Genomic DNA, 17,902 nt, shown 5'->3' on the forward strand with positions numbered 1-17,902 from the left:
ACCGCGCAGCCTCAGAAATCCTCAAGCATCAGGTCTTCCTCATCGCCGCTGGCAAACGGATCTTCCACCGGCCGGCCATCATTGATGAGAAATTCTCTGCGCTGAAGAAACGCATTACGAACAAATATGTAGCTGTCGCCGGAAATAAAACCCTCGGCGGGGATCAAGTCTGCGCGGGTGTCCACAATCTGAACAGCCCGTGCATAGTAGTTCTCCGGACTTTCGACATTATCCCAAAGCGACGGTAGGACGAAAAGATCAGTGGCAAGACCGCCAAAATGCCGTGGGCTGGAAGGCCCAAGAAGAGGAAGCATCAGATAGGGGCCAGATCCGGCTCCCCAGTATCCAAGGGTCTGACCAAAATCCTCCGGACGTTCCGGCAAGTCAAACGATGTCGCAACATCAAAAAAGCCGGCCAGTCCGAAAACCGTGTTATAGGTGAAGCGACCCGCAGCAACAACGGCCGACTCTCCTTTAAGCTGCAACAGACTGTTCGCGAAATTTCGCACTTCCTGCAGATTATTGAAGAAGTTTGTGATGCCACGATCGATGACGTTCGGCGTGAACGTCCGATACGTCTGCGCAACGGGTTTCAAGAACCATTGATCGATGGTTTCGTTAAACCGGAAAACTTTTCGGTTCCAGTTTTCATATGGATCCGAAGGGGTTACGGGCGCAGAACCCTCGGGCGCGGGTTCCTGCATGGCCTGCCCATACACGTTGCCGCTCGAGAGCCCGATCGCCATGGCCATTATCAATAAGAAAAGCGGCCAGCGCCGAGAAAAAAGTTGTCTCATTTTCTGCTCTTGGGTTGTCTAAGTCGTTTCGGTTCGTCGAAAATACCGGCGCTTTTCTTATCATTATTCAAATCATTGCTCTGGAGAGATTCAATGTCAGTACCGGGTAATCATGTCAGCACCCTTACGGTGCCGCTTCGCTGGGGCGACATGGACGCTTACGGCCACGCCAACAATACGGTTTTTTTCCGTTTTTTCGAGGAGGCGCGGATTGTCTGGCTCTCCTCACTGGATCTGGGTGGCCCCGAGGAGCCGACCGGACCTATTATTATAAAGACCAGTGCAACCTTTCTGAAGGAACTGAATCATCCGGCAACAGTGCTGGTGGAAACATACGCTGACAAGGCGGGGAATACCAGTCTGGATACCTACCACGTGATCACAGACGCTGAGACCGGGAATGTATACGCGGAAGGTTACGCCAAGGTGGTCTGGTTCGATCGAAAAACCCGAACCTCGACCCCGCTACCAGACACCCTCAGGGCGCTGGCAGCGGGGTAGGCACGAAATCAACGTCGACGTACAACAACGCTGCCGATCGAATAGCCAGCTCCAAACGAGCATATAACACCGATCTCTCCGGCCTCCAGGTCTTCCTTGTGCTTGTGAAAGGCAATGATCGAGCCAGCTGAACTGGTGTTGGCGTATTCATCGAGAATCACCGGCGCTTCATCCTCTGAGGCGTCACGACCCAGAACCTTTCGGGCAATGAGCTGATTCATATTCAGGTTAGCCTGGTGAAGCCACATGCGGCGCAGGTCCTCTGGCGCCAGCGACAAGCCCTGAAGCTGCTTTTGAATAGTCTCTGCCACCAGCGGAGACACTTCCTTGAAGACCTTTCGGCCCTGCTGAATGAAGAGCTTGTCCGGTTTGCCGATTCCCGATTCATCCGCCCGGTTAAGGAAACCGAAGTTATTACGGATATTGTTCGAGAACTGCGTTTTCAGGCTGGTACCCAGGATTTCAAAGCCCTGACCCGCGGCGGTGTCTTCTTCCCGCTCGACCAGAATGGCGGTACAGGCGTCGCCAAAAATAAAGTGGCTGTCGCGGTCGCGAAAGTTCAGGTGGCCGGAGCAGATCTCCGGACTGACCACAAGTACCGATCGTGCGGCCCCGTTTTCAACGGAGTTGACGGCGGCCTGAAGCCCAAACGTAGCGGAGCTGCATGCCACGTTCATGTCGTAGGCAAATCCGTTAACGCCCAGCGCCTGCTGGACTTCGATGGAAATAGCCGGGTACGCCCGCTGCAGGTTCGAACAGGCAACAATGACGGCGTCCACGTCGTCTGCTGTCTTGCCGGCTTGTTCCAGTGCCTGCTTGCAAGCCGACAACGCCATCTCGCACTGGACCGAGGGCTCATCGTTACTGCGCTCGGGAATAAGTGGAGTCATCCGTTTTGGGTCGAGAATGCCGTCCTTGTTGATAACATGCCGGCGCTTGATGCCCGACGCCTTCTCGATGAAGGCTGAGGAAGAAGGCTGCAATGGGGCCACCTCACCTCGTGCAATGTCATCCGCATGCTCGGAATTGAAAAGCTCAACGTACTGATTAAACGCTTCGACCAGTTCGTCGTTATCGATGGTTTCCGGTGGCGTATAGAGACCGGTCCCGCTAATGACGGCTTTAATCACACTAACCCCACGTCATGGTTGTGAAAACTGAAAACTTGTATGTAACGCTGCCCGAAATACTAACACAGTCTTTGGCGTTTGCCCGCCAGCAAACCGTGCAAAGGGCACCGCATTAGTGCAAGTCGGAGCCAGCCACTACACGCGGGTCAGTTCCCATTGCTTATCCAACCTTTTGACTGAAACGGTCATCGACGTGCCCAGTTGCTGTGCAAAGAAGGACACCCGGAAATCCTCCAGCATCCATCGATAGGTAATCAATTCCGGATCACGGATACCCTGGCGCTGCTGCTCATCCCGTTTGGCAGCATAGCGTGCCCACAAGGGTTCGATGGTGTGCAGGAACTCCCGTTCCCTGCCCAACTCCCTGGGCATCTTCTCGAGCCTGATCATGGCAGCCTCAAAATACCGACCGAATTCACCCAGCCATTCCGACGGCGTGGCGACAAGGAACCCCGGGTAAACCAGATTCTGCAACTGGAACTTGAGGTCGGCCATGCTGTTGGCGAGGGCCAGAGGTATTTTACCCTTCAACTGCTTTGCCACCTTTTGATAACCGGACATGGCTTGATAAAGACGGTCATCCGCTTCTTCAAGGGCCGGAATAAAATCGCCACGATGGTGATCGAAAAGCCTTTCGAAATCGTCCCGGTTCCGGGGCAGCTTTTCTCCCAGGAAATGCTGAATGGCGGTGGCAAGCAGGAGGTCGTCTAGTAACACCTTGGCCTGCCCGACGGGTGCAAACATGAGCGCCGATTGCTTGAACCGGGGCAATTTGCGTTCAAGATCGTCCAGCGTCCTGCCAAATCGGTTCAGTATCAGCCGTGCGATGCCTTTACGCGTGGTGTCTTCGGCAGTCAACCTGTCCAGGCACCGGATCTCGCGAACCGTCTTTCCCAGATCCTCGAGCGCCGGATAAACAGTAACCTGCATTCCACCTTTTTCAGTCTGAACCTGCGCCGGCAGGTCCCCGAACAGCCATTCATCGTGTTCGTGGGCTGCCTCGGTCGCTCCGGAATCGTTGGTTGCCGAGGCCAGGGCCTCTTCGGCCTTACCCTCCAACTGGTCCTGTAGCCGGGATGCCTCCCTACCCTCCGCCATTACTTTGCCGCCGTCTCCCAGGACCCGCAGATTCATCCGCAGGTGGCGGGGCAGTTCGGCATTAGGCCAGGCATCCGGATCAATCTGGACGCCGGTCATGCGCCGGAGCTGTTCCCCCAGTTGCAGAGCCAAGGGCTCGTTGGAGGGTTGAAGGTTGGCAAGCGCTGCATCCACGAAATCGGGTACTGGCACAAAGTTGCGCCGAAGCGATTTGGGCAAGCCCTTAACCAGTGCCACGCACTTCTCTCGAAGCAGCCCTGGCACAAGCCACTCCAGCCGTCGGGACGGAATCTGTTTCAGAGCCATAAGCGGCACCTGCAGGGTAACCCCATCGCGATCACTGGTGGGCTCGAATTCGTAGCTCAGGGGATACCGTACCCCTTCCCACTCAAGATAGTCTGGGTAGAGTTCTCCGGCGCGGGCGTCCACCGGGCGCTGCAGAATGTCTTCCTCGGTCAATTCAAGGCTTTTTAACTGGTCAGCAGAAAGGCCTTTCCACCAACTCTCGAAATGCCGACCACTGACTATGTCTTGGGGTAACCTCTCGTCATAGAAGGCGACCAATGTTTCGTCGTCGACCAACAGATCCCTGCGGCGGGTCTTTTTTTCCAGATTCTCAACGGTGTCCAGCATTTCCCGGTTGCGGGCAATAAATGGTGCCCTGGACTGGTAGTCCCCTTCCACAAGAGCTCGCCGAATAAACAGGTTCCGGCATTCCACAGGGTCTACTTTGCTATAGGCAATGCGACGCTTCGGAACAACGTCCAGGCCATAGAGCGTCACTTTCTCGTAGCCCATCACCTGGGCGCGCTTCTGCTCCCAGTGCGGCTCAAAGTAATGGTGCTTGATGACGTGTTCCGCAAGCGGCTCAATCCATTCCGGCTGGATAGCCGCAACCATGCGGGCAAAGACCCGGCTGGTTTCCACAATTTCAGTGGCTACAATCCATTTGGGCCCCGTTTTGGCCACTTTGGACCCCGGGAAAATCAGCACCTTCCGGTTTCGGGTCGCCAGGTACTCCTTCTTCTCAACTTTTACGGCAACCTGTCCCAGGAGCCCGGCAAGGATCGCCGTGTGAAGCGCCTCGTAACTTGCAGCGTCTTTATTGAAGGCCAGCTTTTGCTCACGGCAAATCAGTGTGAGCTGACGGTGAATGTCCCGCCATTCCCGCATGCGCATCCAGCTAAGAAAATGCTTCTGGCACACTTTCTTCATCTGATTCTGGGATAGTTCCTGGCGTTGTTCTTCGTAGAAGTTCCAGATATTCAGAAGGGTGACAAAGTCCGATTCCTTGTCGTTAAACGGGGCATGGGCCTGGTCTGCGGCCTGCTGTTTTTCCTGGGGGCGTTCGCGCGGGTCCTGAACACTCAGGCCGGCAATGATAATGAGCGTTTCCGCCAGACTGCCGTGCCCGGCTGCCGTAACCAGCATACGGGCCAGGCGTGGATCCAGCGGCAACCTGGCCATGGTCCGCCCCAGCCTGGTGACCCGGCGCTTGTCATCAACCGCACTAAGTTCTTCGAGCAGCTTGTAGCCATCATTAACCTGCCTGCGATCCGGTGACTCGAGGAACGGAAAGTGTCGTATTTCACCCAGTCCGGAGGTAGCCATCTGCAGGATGACGGAGGCAAGATTGGTCCGCAGGATTTCCGGGTCAGTGTACTCCGGCCGATTGATGAAATCGGTCTCGTCGTAGAGCCGGAAACAGATACCCGGGGCAACGCGCCCGCATCGCCCTGCCCGTTGATTGGCACTGGCCTGTGAAATCGGCTCAATCGGGAGCCGCTGAATCTTGGATCGAACACTGTATCGACTGATCCGAGCCACACCGGTATCGATGACATAGCGGATACCCGGTACGGTCAGCGACGTTTCGGCCACGTTGGTCGAGAGAACAAGTCTGCGCCCCTTGTGGGACTGGAAAACCCGATTCTGTTCCTGGTTGCTCAAGCGCGAATACAGCGGCAGGACTTCCGTGTGCTTCAGGTCCACGTGGCGAAGCACCTTGCTGAGCGAGCGTATTTCCCGCTCGCCCGGCAGGAATACCAGAACATCACCCGGCGGCTGCTTCTGGGCACGCTCATGCTGTTCGATCTCATCCAGCGCGCCCAGGACACCATCCGTCCAGCCCTGGTCTCGGTCATCCTCGTCGCCAGTCAAAGGTCGGTAACGAATATCCACCGGGTAGGTCCGGCCGCTGACTTCAATGACGGGCGCCTGATCAAAAAACTCACTGAACCGTTCCACTTCGATGGTGGCGGAGGTGATGATGACTTTAAGGTCTGGACGCTTGGGCAGCAGCTGACGCAGATAACCCAGCAGGAAATCGATGTTCAGGCTTCGTTCGTGAGCTTCGTCGATGATAATCGTGTCGTAGCGATCGAGAAATCGGTCATGCTGGACCTCGGCCAATAGTATGCCGTCGGTCATGACCTTGACCCGGGACTGCTCCGAGGTAGTGTCGGTGAATCGAACCTGGTAACCGATCTGCTGGCCTGTCTGCTCTCCCAGTTCTTCCGCAATTCTGGCTGCAACGCTCCGGGCGGCAATCCTTCGGGGCTGGGTATGGCCAATCAGTCCGCGAATGCCCCGGCCGCTGTTCATGCAGATTTTGGGAATCTGCGTGGTCTTACCCGAACCGGTCTCCCCGGCAATGATGACCACCTGATGCTGTTCGATGGCTTCCCGAATGTCATCGACCCGTTCCGAAACCGGGAGTCCTTCCGGAAATGAGGCGGGCTTGTGCAGCGCGCGGCGTCGCTGCGCTGTCTCAAGCCCCTGACTCAGCCACCGCTCCATCTTCTCCAGATCCTTCGGACCGGGATTTCCCTTACAGCGCGCGACGGCCTTCAAAATTCGGGCCGCCTCCAGCTGGTTGCAGGCGTCCAATTGGCCCATAAAAGCTTTGACTGCTGACTGCCCGTCGGACTTTCGGTTTGAAGCGCTGGCGTTATCGGCGGAGGTGTTTGTCATCAAAATGCGGGATTGCTCTCGTTCAAGGTCGGTTTTCCGGGATTGGCGATAGTCTAGCGGGAAAGCCCCTCGCTTAAAAACGGAAAACCCCGCCGAGGCGGGGTCATCCTTACCAACGGTCCCAACCGAGGGACCGGGCACCGCTGGTGCCCGACCGATACTAACTGGCGCTGGCTTCGTCGCGCAATTCACGGCGCAGGATCTTACCAACGTTGGTCTTTGGCAGCTCCTCACGGAACTCATAATGCTTCGGAACCTTGTAGGCAGTGAGGCGTTCCCGACAGAATTCCTTCAACTCGTTTTCAGTGACGCCTTCCGCTGTCGGAACCAGGAATACCTTGACGGCCTCCCCGCTCTTGTCGTCCGGAATACCTACGGCTGCGCACTCAACAACCTTGGGATGGCTGCTCACCACATCCTCAATTTCGTTGGGGTAAACGTTGAAGCCGGACACAATGATCATATCCTTCTTACGGTCAACGATCCGGATGTAGCCATCTTCCTGGATCAGCGCAACGTCACCGGTCTTGAGGTATCCGTCTTCTGTAAAGGACTTCTGCGTGTCCTCGGGCCGCTGCCAGTAACCGCGCATGACCTGGGGACCTTTGACACACAGCTCGCCCGGTTCACCCAGCGGAGTCTCGTTACCCTCATCATCAATGGTCTTGATCATGGTGGACGGAATCGGAAGACCGATGGTGCCCAACTGGATGGCCACGTGCGGGTTGAAGGTCACGACCGGTGACGTCTCGGTCATGCCGTAGCCTTCGGAGATCTCACAGCCCGTAACCCGTTCCCACATTTTCGCGGTATCGCTGGTCAGCGCCATACCGCCAGACGAAGTCAGCTTCAGACTGCTAAAGTCGAGGTTTCGGAACTCTTCATTATTGCAGAGCGCCACGAACAGGGTATTGAGGCCCAGGAACGCAGTGAACTTGTGGTTCTTGAGTTCTTTGACGAACCCCGGGATGTCACGGGGATTCGGGATGAGCACATTATGGGCCCCTGCTTCCAGCATGATGCCGCAGTTCAGGGTGAAGGAATAAATATGGTAGAGCGGCAGAGGTGCGACCACGACTTCCTGCCCTTCAACAACAATGTCGCCCATCATTGGGCGGGTCTGGAGCAGGTTGGCCACCAGGTTACCGTGGGTCAGCATGGCACCCTTGGCAACGCCGGTGGTGCCACCGGTGTACTGGAGCACGGCAATGTCGTCTTTCTTGCACTCAACCGGCGTGAATTTTTCACGAGCGCCTGCGCTAAGCACTGCCGGCAGTTTGTGAGCACCGGGAATGTTGAACGGTGGCACCATCTTCTTGACGTGCTTGATGACCGAGTTCATCAGTGTGCGCTTGATGGGCGAGTGCATGTCTGCGATCTCGGTGATGATCACGTGCTCAACACCGGTGTGAGGCAGAACCTTTTCGGCGTTCTCTGCCATATTGGCAAGAACAACCAGAGCCTTGGCACCGGAATCGTTAAACTGGTGTTCCATTTCCCGAGTGGTGTAGAGCGGGTTGGTATTCACCACAATCAAACCCGCACGCATGGCGCCGAAAACAACCACAGGATACTGGCTCACGTTGGGCATCTGGACGGCGATCCGGTCACCGGGCTTAAGATCGGTCTTGTTCTGCAGCCAGGCGGCAAAATTACGGCTCTGGGTATCCAGGTCACGGTATGTGAGAGTCGCCCCAACAGCAGTGAATGCCGGACGGTCCGCGTACTTCTTTACGGACTGTTCAAACACTTCAACCATGCTGTTGTACTTGTTCAGGTCGACCTCGCGAGGGACGCCGGCGGGGTACTTGTCCTGATAGAACTGCTCCAAATCCATCACCATCTCCTGTTTGGCGCTTCTGATTGTAATATTCACCAATGCAAGGCTGGTCAAAAATCAACCCTACAAAAGTCTCAGCCTCAAAAAAGAGGGGAGAGAATAGCAGTTTTGTTAACGATGAGGTAGTTTTCAGAAAACAACTCTGAACACCTGTACTCAAATGCCAATCGTGCGGAGCACACCATGAGCGACACCCTTGATACTCTTGAAAATATTACCTATGACGAGCTGAACGAGGGCGACACCGCCACCTTCACACGCACCCTGTCTGAAGAAGAACTGGTACTATTCGCCGCGGTATCCGGAGACGTAAATCCGGTTCATCTGGATTCGGAATTCGCGGCCGAGTCCATGTTCAAGGAACGCATCGCCCATGGCATGTGGAGTGGCTCGCTCATTTCCGCGGCGCTGGCGACGGTTATGCCTGGGCCGGGCACCATCTATCTGGAACAGAGCCTTGCCTTCAAGCGACCGGTCAAACTGGATGACACGTTGACGGTGACGCTCACTGTGCTGAGCAAGGAACCCAAGAACCGGGTGGTGTTCCAGTGCGATGTCCAGAACCAGAATGGGCAGAAAGTGGTTTCCGGAGAGGCAAAGGTCATCGCTCCGACGGAAAAAGTGTCCCTGCAAAAACCGCGTCTACCCAAGATCACCATCGAGAGCTGATGGGTCGACGGTGACCGGGGAACCGGTATTGGAACGCTCCCCTGGTGGTTAACCGGGGAGAAAGTCGATGGGGAACCTGACCCTCCGGGTTTCGACGTTGTCCGGGCCAAAGTTGAACAGACGTACTCTCATGGCAATACGCTGTTCAAGGGTTGGATTTTCCAGTTCCGAGCTGACGACCTGGCAAGCCGAAACAGACCCGTCTGGCTCAATCACCAGTTCAAGCAGCACCTTGCCCTCCAAAGTCGGATCCTGTCGCAACTCCCGTCGATACAGGGAGTACAGGGCGGTTTTCTGGGCATCAAATACCCGCCGGATATTGCTCATTGCACGTTCGCCAGTTGTCGGCTTCGCCGGCTGCGCACTCGCCACCTGCTGAGCCACCGGCTCCGGTGCGGCCTCTACCTCTTTCACCCGATGGCCCTCAACGGCCACCTTTGCGTCAGGGGCTGCAGTATCCTTCACTCCACCACTGCCCTTCAGCACATCGTCCGCGCCGGTGGCTTCGGTGCCGACAATCGACCCACCGGCCCCAGTGTTAGCCTGCAGTTGTTCCACGGAGGCATTATCCGGTTTCCGCAGCGAGGCCAAGCGGTCTTTCATGGCCAGAAGACCGGAGCGTGATGCCTTTTCACGAGCTTGTTCGACGCTCTGCCGAGTCGCCTTGGGCTTCTCAGGTGCCGGAGTCGGCTTTGCAACCGCCGGCGGCTCGGCGGATTCAGCGGTTTTTTTCGGTTCCGGCGATTTTTCCGGTTTTGGCTCCGGCTCGGGTTCAGGACGTTGCGGCTCGGGTGGCTTCACAGGTTCCGGCCGATCAACCAGACGAGCCAACTGCGGAGGGACCTTTTCAGCTTGGGAACGTTCGATTTCCGGGACCTCGAGTGTGGGGATCAACACGGCCAGGGGCAGGAAAACGGCCGACACGAACATCGACATCAATACGAACCGACGATTTTCTCCTTTAGCGGGTCTCCAGGGCAGCCCCATTCCCTGTCCCCGATCGTCCCTGGCTTCAGCCATTGCGCACCTCCGCCTCGACTGCCAGGCGAACCTGACGGAACTGTTCGTCAACACAGGTCTGCATGATCTTGCGCAACAGACGGTAGTCGGTTTCCCTGCCCGCCATAATGGTGACCTCCAGGCCTTGTTCGGGAATTTCAGACCACCGGTCCCGGCGATACGCAAGTTCGTCCGACAGGCCCCGGATTTGGGTATCGCCGGCTTCAATTGCACTCAGCCTTGCCACTTCGCGGCCCTGCACCAGAATGGCATCGCCGATAACCTGAACCGTAAGATTCTCCACTGCCGCCTGTTTGGCTGAGGATTCGGGCAGGGGCACGTCGGCGGTGTTCTGCATGACTTTGACGTCGGATGAATTAACCATCAGAAAAAACACGAGGATGGTAAAAATGTCCATCAGCGACACCAGGTTCAACCCCCCCGCTTTGTGCATCCGGCCATAATGACGCCGTATCCTGCGTGCCTTTCGCGAGGCCTTCATGCGCCCTTCCCCCTATCCAAACCCTCTCGGACCGCCAGCTTTCGGTCCTCCGGTGCATCCATCAGCGCCACATCCGGAAATAGCTCTCCTTCAACGACGCTGGCGGCAACCACCGCAGGGTAGGATCGGACCGTATCCATGGCAGTCACAAGAGTCTGGTAGTCGATGTCCGGACCGACCTCCAGGACGATGTCGGTTTTCTCTGGAAAGCTGCGCTTAACCTGCCGCAAAACCTGCCTCAGCCCATCAAAGTCCTGCTCACCTCCGGCAACCGGCAATGCCTGGATAACCCCACGGCTGCTGTCGGCAACCTCAATCCCTTCGGGAATCAGTGTGACGACCAGAGTGAGCTGTTCCGGTGATGGAGCCTCTCCGCTCTCTGTACCCGGAAAGTTCAGCTCAATCATCCTTACCTGGCTGAACACCATTCCCAGCAACAGAACGGGAACAAGAACGATCATCAGATTCATGAACGGAGTAATGTCCAATTCCGGTGAACCGGAGAACTTGCGGTGTCGGCGCCTCATACAGGATCACCCATACTGTTTTCGACCCAATGTCCGCTTCCCATCATCAGGCAACGGCACCCTGGCTGTTCTGGTCCGAGATGATGTTGAGCAGTTTGACACCCGCCATCTCGAAGCTGTCCACGATTTCATTGGTGCGGGTTTGAAGTAATGCGTGGAACATCAAAAGAGGGATAGCTGACATCAATCCGAACGCAGTGGTATTCATGGCAACCGAGATGCTTTCGGACAACAGGCTTGCCTTCTGCGAGGGATCCGCTGCAGCGACAGCGGTGAACGCCGAGATCAGACCAATTATCGTGCCCAGCAGGCCCAGCAGAGTCGCGATATTGGCCAGAGTCGCCAGGTACTGGGTCCGCTTTTCCAGACGTGGCAGAACCTCCATCAAGCCTTCTTCCATGGCGTATTCGATGTCCTCTCGACGGCTGTTATTCAGGAGACGGCCGATGCCCGCGCCCATGATTGAAGCGATGGCGCTGTCCGAACTGCTCGCAGCCTTCATGGCGCGCTGGTAATCCCGTTTCTGGAGAAGCGGCAGGATTCCCTTCTCAAAAGCCATACGGTTCCGGCGCCGGACCGACGCCAGATAAAAAAAGCGTTCCAGGGTGATAGCAAGACCCACGGCCAGCACGGCCGCAATGGGGTACATGAAGGGACCACCATCCTGAAAAAACCGAAGCACTGTATCCAGCATGTCTCTTCTCCATTGTTACTGCGTCGTCACGGTTGAGTCCCGACCAGGACTCAGAACCAGGGGGTTGAGGGTTTGTCGAAATACCCGGTGTTGCTCCAGTGTGATCGGATTCACCGGTTGAACCAGTTCCGGTGCCTTGTCTTCGAGTTCTTGTCTCGGCCGGCGAGGAAGGCTGGGCGCCTGCCAGGGAAGAATGTAAAGAACCCTGGGGTTGTCCTCTCCGACACTCGCCGAAATACCCTCCACTGTCAGAGGGTTCCCATCGCGTGAGGAATCACCGGAGGCTTCTGACGCCGCAATGCCAGAATTCCACGCGAAAGCCAACATGCCGACCAGGGCAAGCAGCGCAGAATTGGGTTTGCCCATCAAATCCCGGTATCCCATCACTCAGTCCAACCTTCTTTGCAGATCTGCAATCCACCCGGCCACGGTTTTATCTTCCGCCCCGGAAATCTCGCGGTATCTCTGGTAATGGGTCAGGGCCTTTTCGAGATCGAGCAGATACAGTTCGGCGATGACGGCGAGGTTGTAGTGCAGCTGTGCAACATCGGGCGAATAATCCAAGCCTCGCTCCAGCAACGTAACGGCTTCCGCAAACCGCTTCTCCTCTTGCAACAACAAGGCAAGATTATTGATGGCAACCGGATCTTCGGGGTTGAGTTCTACGGCATGCCGCCAGGCCTGCTCAGCCGCTCGCTTCCGCCCCTGTTCATAGGCCTGCTTGCCCTGGCGGGCAAAATCCAGTGCCATTTCCGGGCTAGCGCTGACGGGGTCCCGTTCTTGTACTGCGGGCGCCGAACAGCCGGTAAACGTAACGAAACCCGCGACCAGGCAGGCCCGGCGAATAATGTCTCTATCCAGCATCATCATTGGTCTCCAGCGTCCATGTCATCCAGCGAACCGACCGGTCATAACGGCCGGGGTTCAGCTCCGCAAGCACCTCAAGACTTTTCCCGATCCAGGCGTCATACCCCCGCGAGGTAACGCGCTGATGGTTTTCGGAGTGCAGACGAATTGCTTTCTCCTCGAACGGAAACGCCTCTTCCTCGAGCAGCATTTGGTACTGCATGGTTTCCAGCTCGTTCAGGTCGGCGGGAACCGACGATGCCATCAGATCCCTCGCCAGAACGCGGTATAGCTCCGCCCGGCGATATAGCGATTCGGACCGAACTGCTTCCCCGCCGAGCTTTTCGGCATCCACAAAGCGTTGGCGAGCGAGCGCCAATGCCCGTTGTTTCCGATCAAGGGATTCAGGTAGGGGGTGAGTCAATGCAATGCCGGCAAAGGAAGCTGCGGCCCTGGCACCGAGCGCCAGTGAGCTCCGCGATGCCCAGGCAAGGGTGTCTTCCGAGTGCCACTGACTCGCCAATTCACGGTCAACCAGATCCTGCTGCAGTTTCAGGCTGTTGGTATCGTTCTCAAGAAGCCGATGCCGCATGGTCTGCATCTGAATGTGCTGGTCGGCAGTATCCGCGCTTGTGTGCGCCGCCAGATACTCCCGATACACCCCATTGCGGTTGGCCGTATCACCTGCCTGATGGAAAAGGGCTGCGGCCCTCAGCTTCAATGGCCAGGAGTTCTCGGCCTCCTCGGCCGCATCCAGCAGTTCCAAAGCTGCGGAAGCTGGACGGTCAGAGGCCACATAAGCATGGACCAGCTTGGCACTGACCTCTTCGGCTAATGGATGCTCCGGGAAATCTTGGCGGAAAAGACGGAGTTCGGTGATGGCAGCGGTCAGCTCCGATGCTTTCAACAATGTGTTAGCGGCATCGTAGCGGCCCATGATCGCAATCTCGGAGTTGGGTAGCGCAGCTCCCACCCTCTTGAAGTGGTCGACAGCCGAAGCCACGCTACCATTGGCGGCAGCCTGTTCACCCTGCCGATAGATCGCCGTCGCCAGTTGCTGCCGCACCGATGCGCCTGCCTCTGCCTCCTGACCATTGATCTTGTTTTCAGACAGGAGGTCCAGAACGTGATTCCAGGAGCGTTCCGCAAGCTCATATTCACCCTGCTGCTGCCGGACCTTGGCTATGGTGAGCCAGCCCGCGTACCGTTCGGACGGAGAGGCCCGCCCGTTCACCACGGTTTTCTCACCATACTCGAGGGCCCGCTCGGCATTGCCCGCCGCCGCATACCATCGCGATGCCAGATCCGCGGTCAAACCGGGCAACCGAGAATCCTCGGGGAAATGCTCTTCAAACCGGCTGGACTCCAGCGAAAGCGCCGCCAGATCCGGTCGGAATTCCGGGGCCTGGCTTTTGCCATCGACTCCCTCCCTGAGCAGCACCACAGCCGCCCAACCGGCATCGTCGGCCTCTTGATAGGTTGCATCTTCATAGGCGGCTTTCTGAAAATCGGAAAGGGCCTCGGCGTATTCGCCAGACTGCAGCCGGGCATCCCCTGCCAGCCTTAGCAGCTCTCCGTACGTATCGCTACGGTTCGCCAAAGCCTCGTAGTATTCTGCCGCGGTCGAGAACGCCTGACGGGACTTCTCAGGGGCACCGTCTGCCGACGCCGCCGCTCCCTGTTCGTAATAGAAGTCTGCCAGACCCCGGCTGAACTGCCGCCAGCGCTGCTGATCGGAGCCGGAAAGATCCGCGTATTTCGACTCAAACATTGCAACGTAGTTCGCCCGCGCTTCCCGAACCCTGTACCTGTCCCCTGCCCGCTCCCAAACCTCTGCAATCTGAGCCATAAACAGCGGATTCATCGGATGGTTCGGGGAGTATCGAACGAACGCACGGTTAGCCTGGACGCTCGCGTCGAATTCACCACGGATCGCGTAGTAATCCCCGAGTCTGTCGAACAGCAGGTACGCCCAGTGCCTTTCGGGCTCATCATCAAGCCAGGCCATGAGACTTTCGGGACCATCTTTTCTCGCTGACATCAACGCCAGAACACGTAAGGTATCGTCGATCGTATCAACGCTGGACCGGTCAATTTCCCTTATACTTTGCGGCGTCGGCAAAAAATCATCGAGTACGGACAGGAAGGTTTTCGCTGAACGCTCCCAGGCCGAAGGCCCCTGCTTGAACTGGCTCCAGCCCAGCATGTATCCGGCTTTTGTTTTCAGCGCACCCCGCTCGACGGAGTCGATCAAGGTAAGGTAAACCGATTCGGCCTCTGAGTAGTCGCCGGCAGAAAAAGCAGACTCGGCGATTCGGAACCGGGCTTCAGGTACCAGCTCGGACTTGGGGTACAGACCCACCAGCTGTTTCAGGCGCTCAATGGATTGATCGGCCTGTCCCGTCAATGCATGCGCCTTGGCCATCTGGTACAGCAGCTCGTCCAGTCGACCGCTGAAGGATCCGCGGGACAAGATGGACTCGTAACTGTCGATCACCTCCCGGTACACCCGTTCTTCTTCCGCCGGTGAAAACCCGACGTCCTGTCCAGATCGATCCCGGATGTTAGTGAGACGGTTCAGGGCATCAATCCGGACTTCCGGCTCATCCGAGGAATCGAAAAGGCGTTGATATCGACGGGCAACCTCAGCAGGCGAGATTGCCGGTAACGGCCGGGACTCGAATTTGAGGAATACCGGGCGCATATCCCCAATCGTCTCGCCGTCTCGTCCGAGCTCCACACGGAAGGATTCCTGCGCGAAGGACGGCGCGGCAATCTGGGACAAGCATAAAAGAGCAAGCAGCAGACGTTTCAAGGTTTGGTCTCCTGCAGGTTCTCGAGAGCCAGGTACTCATAGAGATGGGCAATTTGCTGCTCGGTCTTGTCCAGCGAAAACGCCATTTGGCGATCCTGCTCGGCGACAAAATCGAGGGCGCGCCTATTCAGACGTTCCTCTGACTGCTGCCTCAATCGGGCGAGCTGATCCTGCAACCCGGTGGTTTGTGCCTTTAACGCCCGGGCCTGACGCAGCTGCTGCCTGAGCACTGAGGGACGTTTCTGGATTCGGCTTCCGAGCTCCTTGAGACTCTTTGCAGACATCGACAGGGTTTCGCTCATCCGGCGCATCTGCCGTTTCTGCTCAGCACTGAGGTTCGCACCGGCCAACCGCTCAAGCGCGGTTTCAAGGGACTCTTGCTTCTTCTTCAATGTCGAAGCGGCACCACCCCGCTCGGTGCCCAATGTTGCCAGTTGGTCTTCCAGGGCCTGAATGAAGACGGCCAGGTCGCCTTTTTGCCGCTCAAGCGTTCGCGCCAATTGAACGAGGTCAGCAACCCGCCTCACGCTTTTCTGGGCATTGGGATGCTCAACAAACTCAAGCAGATACGCCATTCGCGGTTGCGTCAACGTGCGGCTGTCCGCCAGGAACCACTCCAGGTCAGAGTCACGGGCGTCCTCAACCAAGGTTTTATAGGCGCCTTGTTGACGAATCCGGTCTGCCAGTTTCCGAAGCGTGACCCGTTCGCTTTCATAGGCCGCATTGGCCGCCAGATAAGCCTCGCCGGCCTGGCCAAGATAACCTGACAGGTCGAAGCCACGTCCCATGCCAATCCACGCTTCTGCAACACCCGGGTACGCCAGTGGATATTTCTTTGCCCGGTGCCAGCTTTGCATCGAAGCCCGGTGATTTCCTTTCGCGGCCAGCGCCAGACCGTGGAGGTAGAGCGCCTGCGGAGTGCTGTAACTGTCGAGCGGAATTTTATCAAGGAAGCCAATGGCCTTATCATGCTCGCCATTCTGGTACGCCAGATAGCCGGCACGAACCAGCAAGCGGCTTTTCAGATGACGGCTGCGCTCACCGACACCGTCTTTCTCTGCCATGGCTAATGCCACCCGAAGGGCAACCAACGCGCGGCTCGGATTCAGGTCCTCCCTCGCGTAATCGGAGGAAAGGTTGAGATAACCCACGGCCGCCCAATAGCCTTCTTCCATTCCGGCCAGAATCCGCCCGGCCCTGTCCGTTCGCCCGGCTCTTCTGGCCAACTCCGCCAGCTCATAGGATGCCTGTTGTCGGGTCTCGCCAAATCCGAAACGCACCGCCTTGCCGAGCCACTGCTCCGCCTCGCTGGGCTGGTCACCCGCCAGCAGATGTCGACCGAGGATCAAGGCCGCTTCCGCGCGGTGGTGCTGTCCATTGGCAACCTGCCTGAGCTCGGCAAGACCTTGATCCGTCCGCCCGCTGCTCAACAGGAGTTGAGCCCCGAGAAAGGATGCCGATTCGCCCTTGATGCTGTCAGCGAGCCCGAGAGCGGGCGCTACACGGTCGGTCGCGAGTGCATACCTGGCCAGCCCTGCCGCGAGCTCACCCGGCACCCCGACAGTTGCGGCCAGCCCCGCCGGCGCCATAACAAACAGAAGGAGGCTGCATGCGGCGCGCATGGAGGCTTTGAGTGTCCGGCACATCATGGCAGTTACTTCCATTCAACAAACGACACCCGGGGATCATAGCTCGGTGCTTCTGCTTCCAGACTCATCTGAAGCCGCAGGTTTCCGGGGTGTTTCTGGAAATGGTGGGTTGTCTCGCGGCGAACGAAATGGTCCTTCGCCGAACGTGCAGTAACTACGGCTTTTAACTCATGTTCGCCGTTCGAGAGATTGCCGACAAACAGCTGCTGAATGCCGCCTGCCTCAAGGGAATCCCGCTCCCGTTGCGAATAGAGGTGTGAAGCCACGGGTTGACCGTCAACGAACAGCTCGACGGAATCCAGATCCAGGGCCTCCCGATTGCCCAGTGTCAGGAAAACTGCCATCCGCGTATCGGCGGGATGAAGAAGCTCCTGTTCCAGGGCGAACACCCGGGCGGAATGCTCTGAAATCTCGGCCCGCAACTGGTCTATTTCCTGATCGACCGTTGATGCTGACGCCAATGGGGACAGCACCGTCAAGCTGCAAATGCCGGTAAGCAACGCACGCCATGCGTTTATCCGGCGTTCTTTTGTTGGTTTTTTGCCGAACATAAAGCCGTTTCTGCCTCCTGCCCTTGTGGTGACGGGCATTGTTTTGTAACAAGCTGGCAGAAATCGTAACACTTGGTAACCCGCAAGAACGGTATCCAGATCACCAAATGCAAATCCTCGGAAAGGAATTTCAAGCAGTGTCGATTTATTTGACAGGGTAAGAAAGAAAAATGTGACAGTGCTCGTGAAATCTATCGACTTCACGCTCAGGACGCTGTTTTATATAGACTTTTGTTTAATGGCCCCGGAATTGCTTTGGGAAATTTCGCGGGGAACCCATCCGGGCACCCCGCTAAATATGCCGAGCTTGG

The 17,902-nt window shown here is 57.1% G+C and carries 15 protein-coding genes; 2 read left to right on the forward strand and 13 right to left on the reverse strand.

All coding sequences use genetic code 11. The features are described 5' to 3' along the window. Positions 1–11: 11 nt before the first annotated feature. Positions 12–797, reverse strand: a complete 786-nt coding sequence (locus tag K0B93_RS03355; RefSeq protein ID WP_219865823.1) for a VacJ family lipoprotein — start codon at positions 795–797, stop codon at positions 12–14. A 93-nt stretch (positions 798–890) separates the two neighbouring features. Between K0B93_RS03355 and K0B93_RS03360 the strand changes: the two genes are divergently transcribed. Further along, positions 891–1,298 carry an acyl-CoA thioesterase gene (locus tag K0B93_RS03360; protein WP_219865824.1) on the forward strand — a complete coding sequence of 136 codons (408 nt, stop codon included), beginning with the start codon at positions 891–893 and terminating at the stop codon, positions 1,296–1,298. 8 nt (positions 1,299–1,306) lie between these two features. Here K0B93_RS03360 and K0B93_RS03365 read toward each other — a convergent pair whose 3' ends face one another. From K0B93_RS03365 to K0B93_RS03375, 3 genes are all read right to left on the reverse strand, one after another. Then, entirely contained in the window at positions 1,307–2,428 is a 1,122-nt protein-coding gene (locus tag K0B93_RS03365; protein WP_219865825.1) for a beta-ketoacyl-ACP synthase III, read from the reverse strand. Between the two features lie 135 nt (positions 2,429–2,563). Then, positions 2,564–6,424 (reverse strand): ATP-dependent RNA helicase HrpA, encoded by a 3,861-nt coding sequence (hrpA, locus tag K0B93_RS03370; protein WP_416383191.1) that lies wholly within the window; start codon positions 6,422–6,424, stop codon positions 2,564–2,566. 235 nt (positions 6,425–6,659) lie between these two features. Then, positions 6,660–8,336 (reverse strand): long-chain fatty acid--CoA ligase, encoded by a 1,677-nt coding sequence (locus K0B93_RS03375; RefSeq protein WP_219865827.1) that lies wholly within the window; start codon positions 8,334–8,336, stop codon positions 6,660–6,662. 186 nt (positions 8,337–8,522) lie between these two features. Here K0B93_RS03375 and K0B93_RS03380 point away from each other — a divergent pair, with 186 nt between their 5' ends. Beyond that, positions 8,523–9,008, forward strand: a complete 486-nt coding sequence (locus K0B93_RS03380) for a MaoC/PaaZ C-terminal domain-containing protein (protein WP_219865828.1) — start codon at positions 8,523–8,525, stop codon at positions 9,006–9,008. Positions 9,009–9,056: 48 nt separating this feature from the next. On the opposite strand, the gene K0B93_RS03385 is transcribed toward K0B93_RS03380, so the two are convergent. Genes K0B93_RS03385 through K0B93_RS19205 form a run of 9 tightly spaced genes read right to left on the reverse strand, consistent with a single transcriptional unit; the run spans position 9,057 to position 17,795 of the window. Next, complete coding sequence (locus K0B93_RS03385) at positions 9,057–10,028, reverse strand: AgmX/PglI C-terminal domain-containing protein (RefSeq protein WP_228743196.1); 972 nt, start codon at positions 10,026–10,028, stop codon at positions 9,057–9,059. Then, positions 10,021–10,509 carry an ExbD/TolR family protein gene (locus tag K0B93_RS03390; RefSeq protein ID WP_219865829.1) on the reverse strand — a complete coding sequence of 163 codons (489 nt, stop codon included), beginning with the start codon at positions 10,507–10,509 and terminating at the stop codon, positions 10,021–10,023. The genes K0B93_RS03385 and K0B93_RS03390 overlap by 8 nt, the downstream gene beginning before the upstream one ends. Continuing rightward, a complete protein-coding gene (locus K0B93_RS03395; protein WP_219865830.1) occupies positions 10,506–11,036 on the reverse strand; it encodes an ExbD/TolR family protein in 531 nt (176 codons plus the stop codon). Before K0B93_RS03395 ends, K0B93_RS03390 begins: the two co-directional genes overlap by 4 nt. Before the next feature lie 46 nt (positions 11,037–11,082). Beyond that, a complete protein-coding gene (locus tag K0B93_RS03400; RefSeq protein WP_219865831.1) occupies positions 11,083–11,730 on the reverse strand; it encodes a MotA/TolQ/ExbB proton channel family protein in 648 nt (215 codons plus the stop codon). A 15-nt stretch (positions 11,731–11,745) separates the two neighbouring features. Next, positions 11,746–12,096: a hypothetical protein gene (locus K0B93_RS03405; RefSeq protein ID WP_219865832.1), complete on the reverse strand. Its 351-nt coding sequence runs from the start codon at positions 12,094–12,096 to the stop codon at positions 11,746–11,748. Positions 12,097–12,117: 21 nt separating this feature from the next. Then, positions 12,118–12,600: a tetratricopeptide repeat protein gene (locus tag K0B93_RS03410; RefSeq protein ID WP_219865833.1), complete on the reverse strand. Its 483-nt coding sequence runs from the start codon at positions 12,598–12,600 to the stop codon at positions 12,118–12,120. Next, entirely contained in the window at positions 12,584–15,391 is a 2,808-nt protein-coding gene (locus K0B93_RS03415; protein WP_228743198.1) for an outer membrane protein assembly factor BamD, read from the reverse strand. Before K0B93_RS03415 ends, K0B93_RS03410 begins: the two co-directional genes overlap by 17 nt. Then, positions 15,388–17,055, reverse strand: a complete 1,668-nt coding sequence (locus K0B93_RS03420; protein WP_219865834.1) for a tetratricopeptide repeat protein — start codon at positions 17,053–17,055, stop codon at positions 15,388–15,390. The genes K0B93_RS03415 and K0B93_RS03420 overlap by 4 nt, the downstream gene beginning before the upstream one ends. Beyond that, positions 17,046–17,795 (reverse strand): AraC family transcriptional regulator, encoded by a 750-nt coding sequence (locus K0B93_RS19205; RefSeq protein WP_228743200.1) that lies wholly within the window; start codon positions 17,793–17,795, stop codon positions 17,046–17,048. Before K0B93_RS19205 ends, K0B93_RS03420 begins: the two co-directional genes overlap by 10 nt. Positions 17,796–17,902 lie beyond the last annotated feature (107 nt).

The sequence above is a fragment of the Marinobacter sp. F4218 genome, assembly GCF_019443085.1.
GTDB classification, from domain to species: domain Bacteria; phylum Pseudomonadota; class Gammaproteobacteria; order Pseudomonadales; family Oleiphilaceae; genus Marinobacter; species Marinobacter albus.

What these genes read in the sequence shown, in the direction of transcription:
- K0B93_RS03405 (WP_219865832.1), bottom strand. Translation starts at nt 12,096, where the DNA reads ATGGGCAAACCCAATTCTGCGCTGCTTGCCCTGGTCGGCATGTTGGCT.
- hrpA (WP_416383191.1), bottom strand. Translation starts at nt 6,424, where the DNA reads ATGGGCCAATTGGACGCCTGCAACCAGCTGGAGGCGGCCCGAATTTTG.
- K0B93_RS03380 (WP_219865828.1), top strand. Translation starts at nt 8,523, where the DNA reads ATGAGCGACACCCTTGATACTCTTGAAAATATTACCTATGACGAGCTG.
- K0B93_RS03400 (WP_219865831.1), bottom strand. Translation starts at nt 11,730, where the DNA reads ATGCTGGATACAGTGCTTCGGTTTTTTCAGGATGGTGGTCCCTTCATG.
- K0B93_RS03385 (WP_228743196.1), bottom strand. Translation starts at nt 10,028, where the DNA reads ATGGCTGAAGCCAGGGACGATCGGGGACAGGGAATGGGGCTGCCCTGG.
- K0B93_RS03360 (WP_219865824.1), top strand. Translation starts at nt 891, where the DNA reads ATGTCAGTACCGGGTAATCATGTCAGCACCCTTACGGTGCCGCTTCGC.
- K0B93_RS03355 (WP_219865823.1), bottom strand. Translation starts at nt 797, where the DNA reads ATGAGACAACTTTTTTCTCGGCGCTGGCCGCTTTTCTTATTGATAATG.
- K0B93_RS03420 (WP_219865834.1), bottom strand. Translation starts at nt 17,055, where the DNA reads ATGGAAGTAACTGCCATGATGTGCCGGACACTCAAAGCCTCCATGCGC.
- K0B93_RS03410 (WP_219865833.1), bottom strand. Translation starts at nt 12,600, where the DNA reads ATGATGATGCTGGATAGAGACATTATTCGCCGGGCCTGCCTGGTCGCG.
- K0B93_RS03395 (WP_219865830.1), bottom strand. Translation starts at nt 11,036, where the DNA reads ATGAGGCGCCGACACCGCAAGTTCTCCGGTTCACCGGAATTGGACATT.
- K0B93_RS03375 (WP_219865827.1), bottom strand. Translation starts at nt 8,336, where the DNA reads ATGGATTTGGAGCAGTTCTATCAGGACAAGTACCCCGCCGGCGTCCCT.
- K0B93_RS03390 (WP_219865829.1), bottom strand. Translation starts at nt 10,509, where the DNA reads ATGAAGGCCTCGCGAAAGGCACGCAGGATACGGCGTCATTATGGCCGG.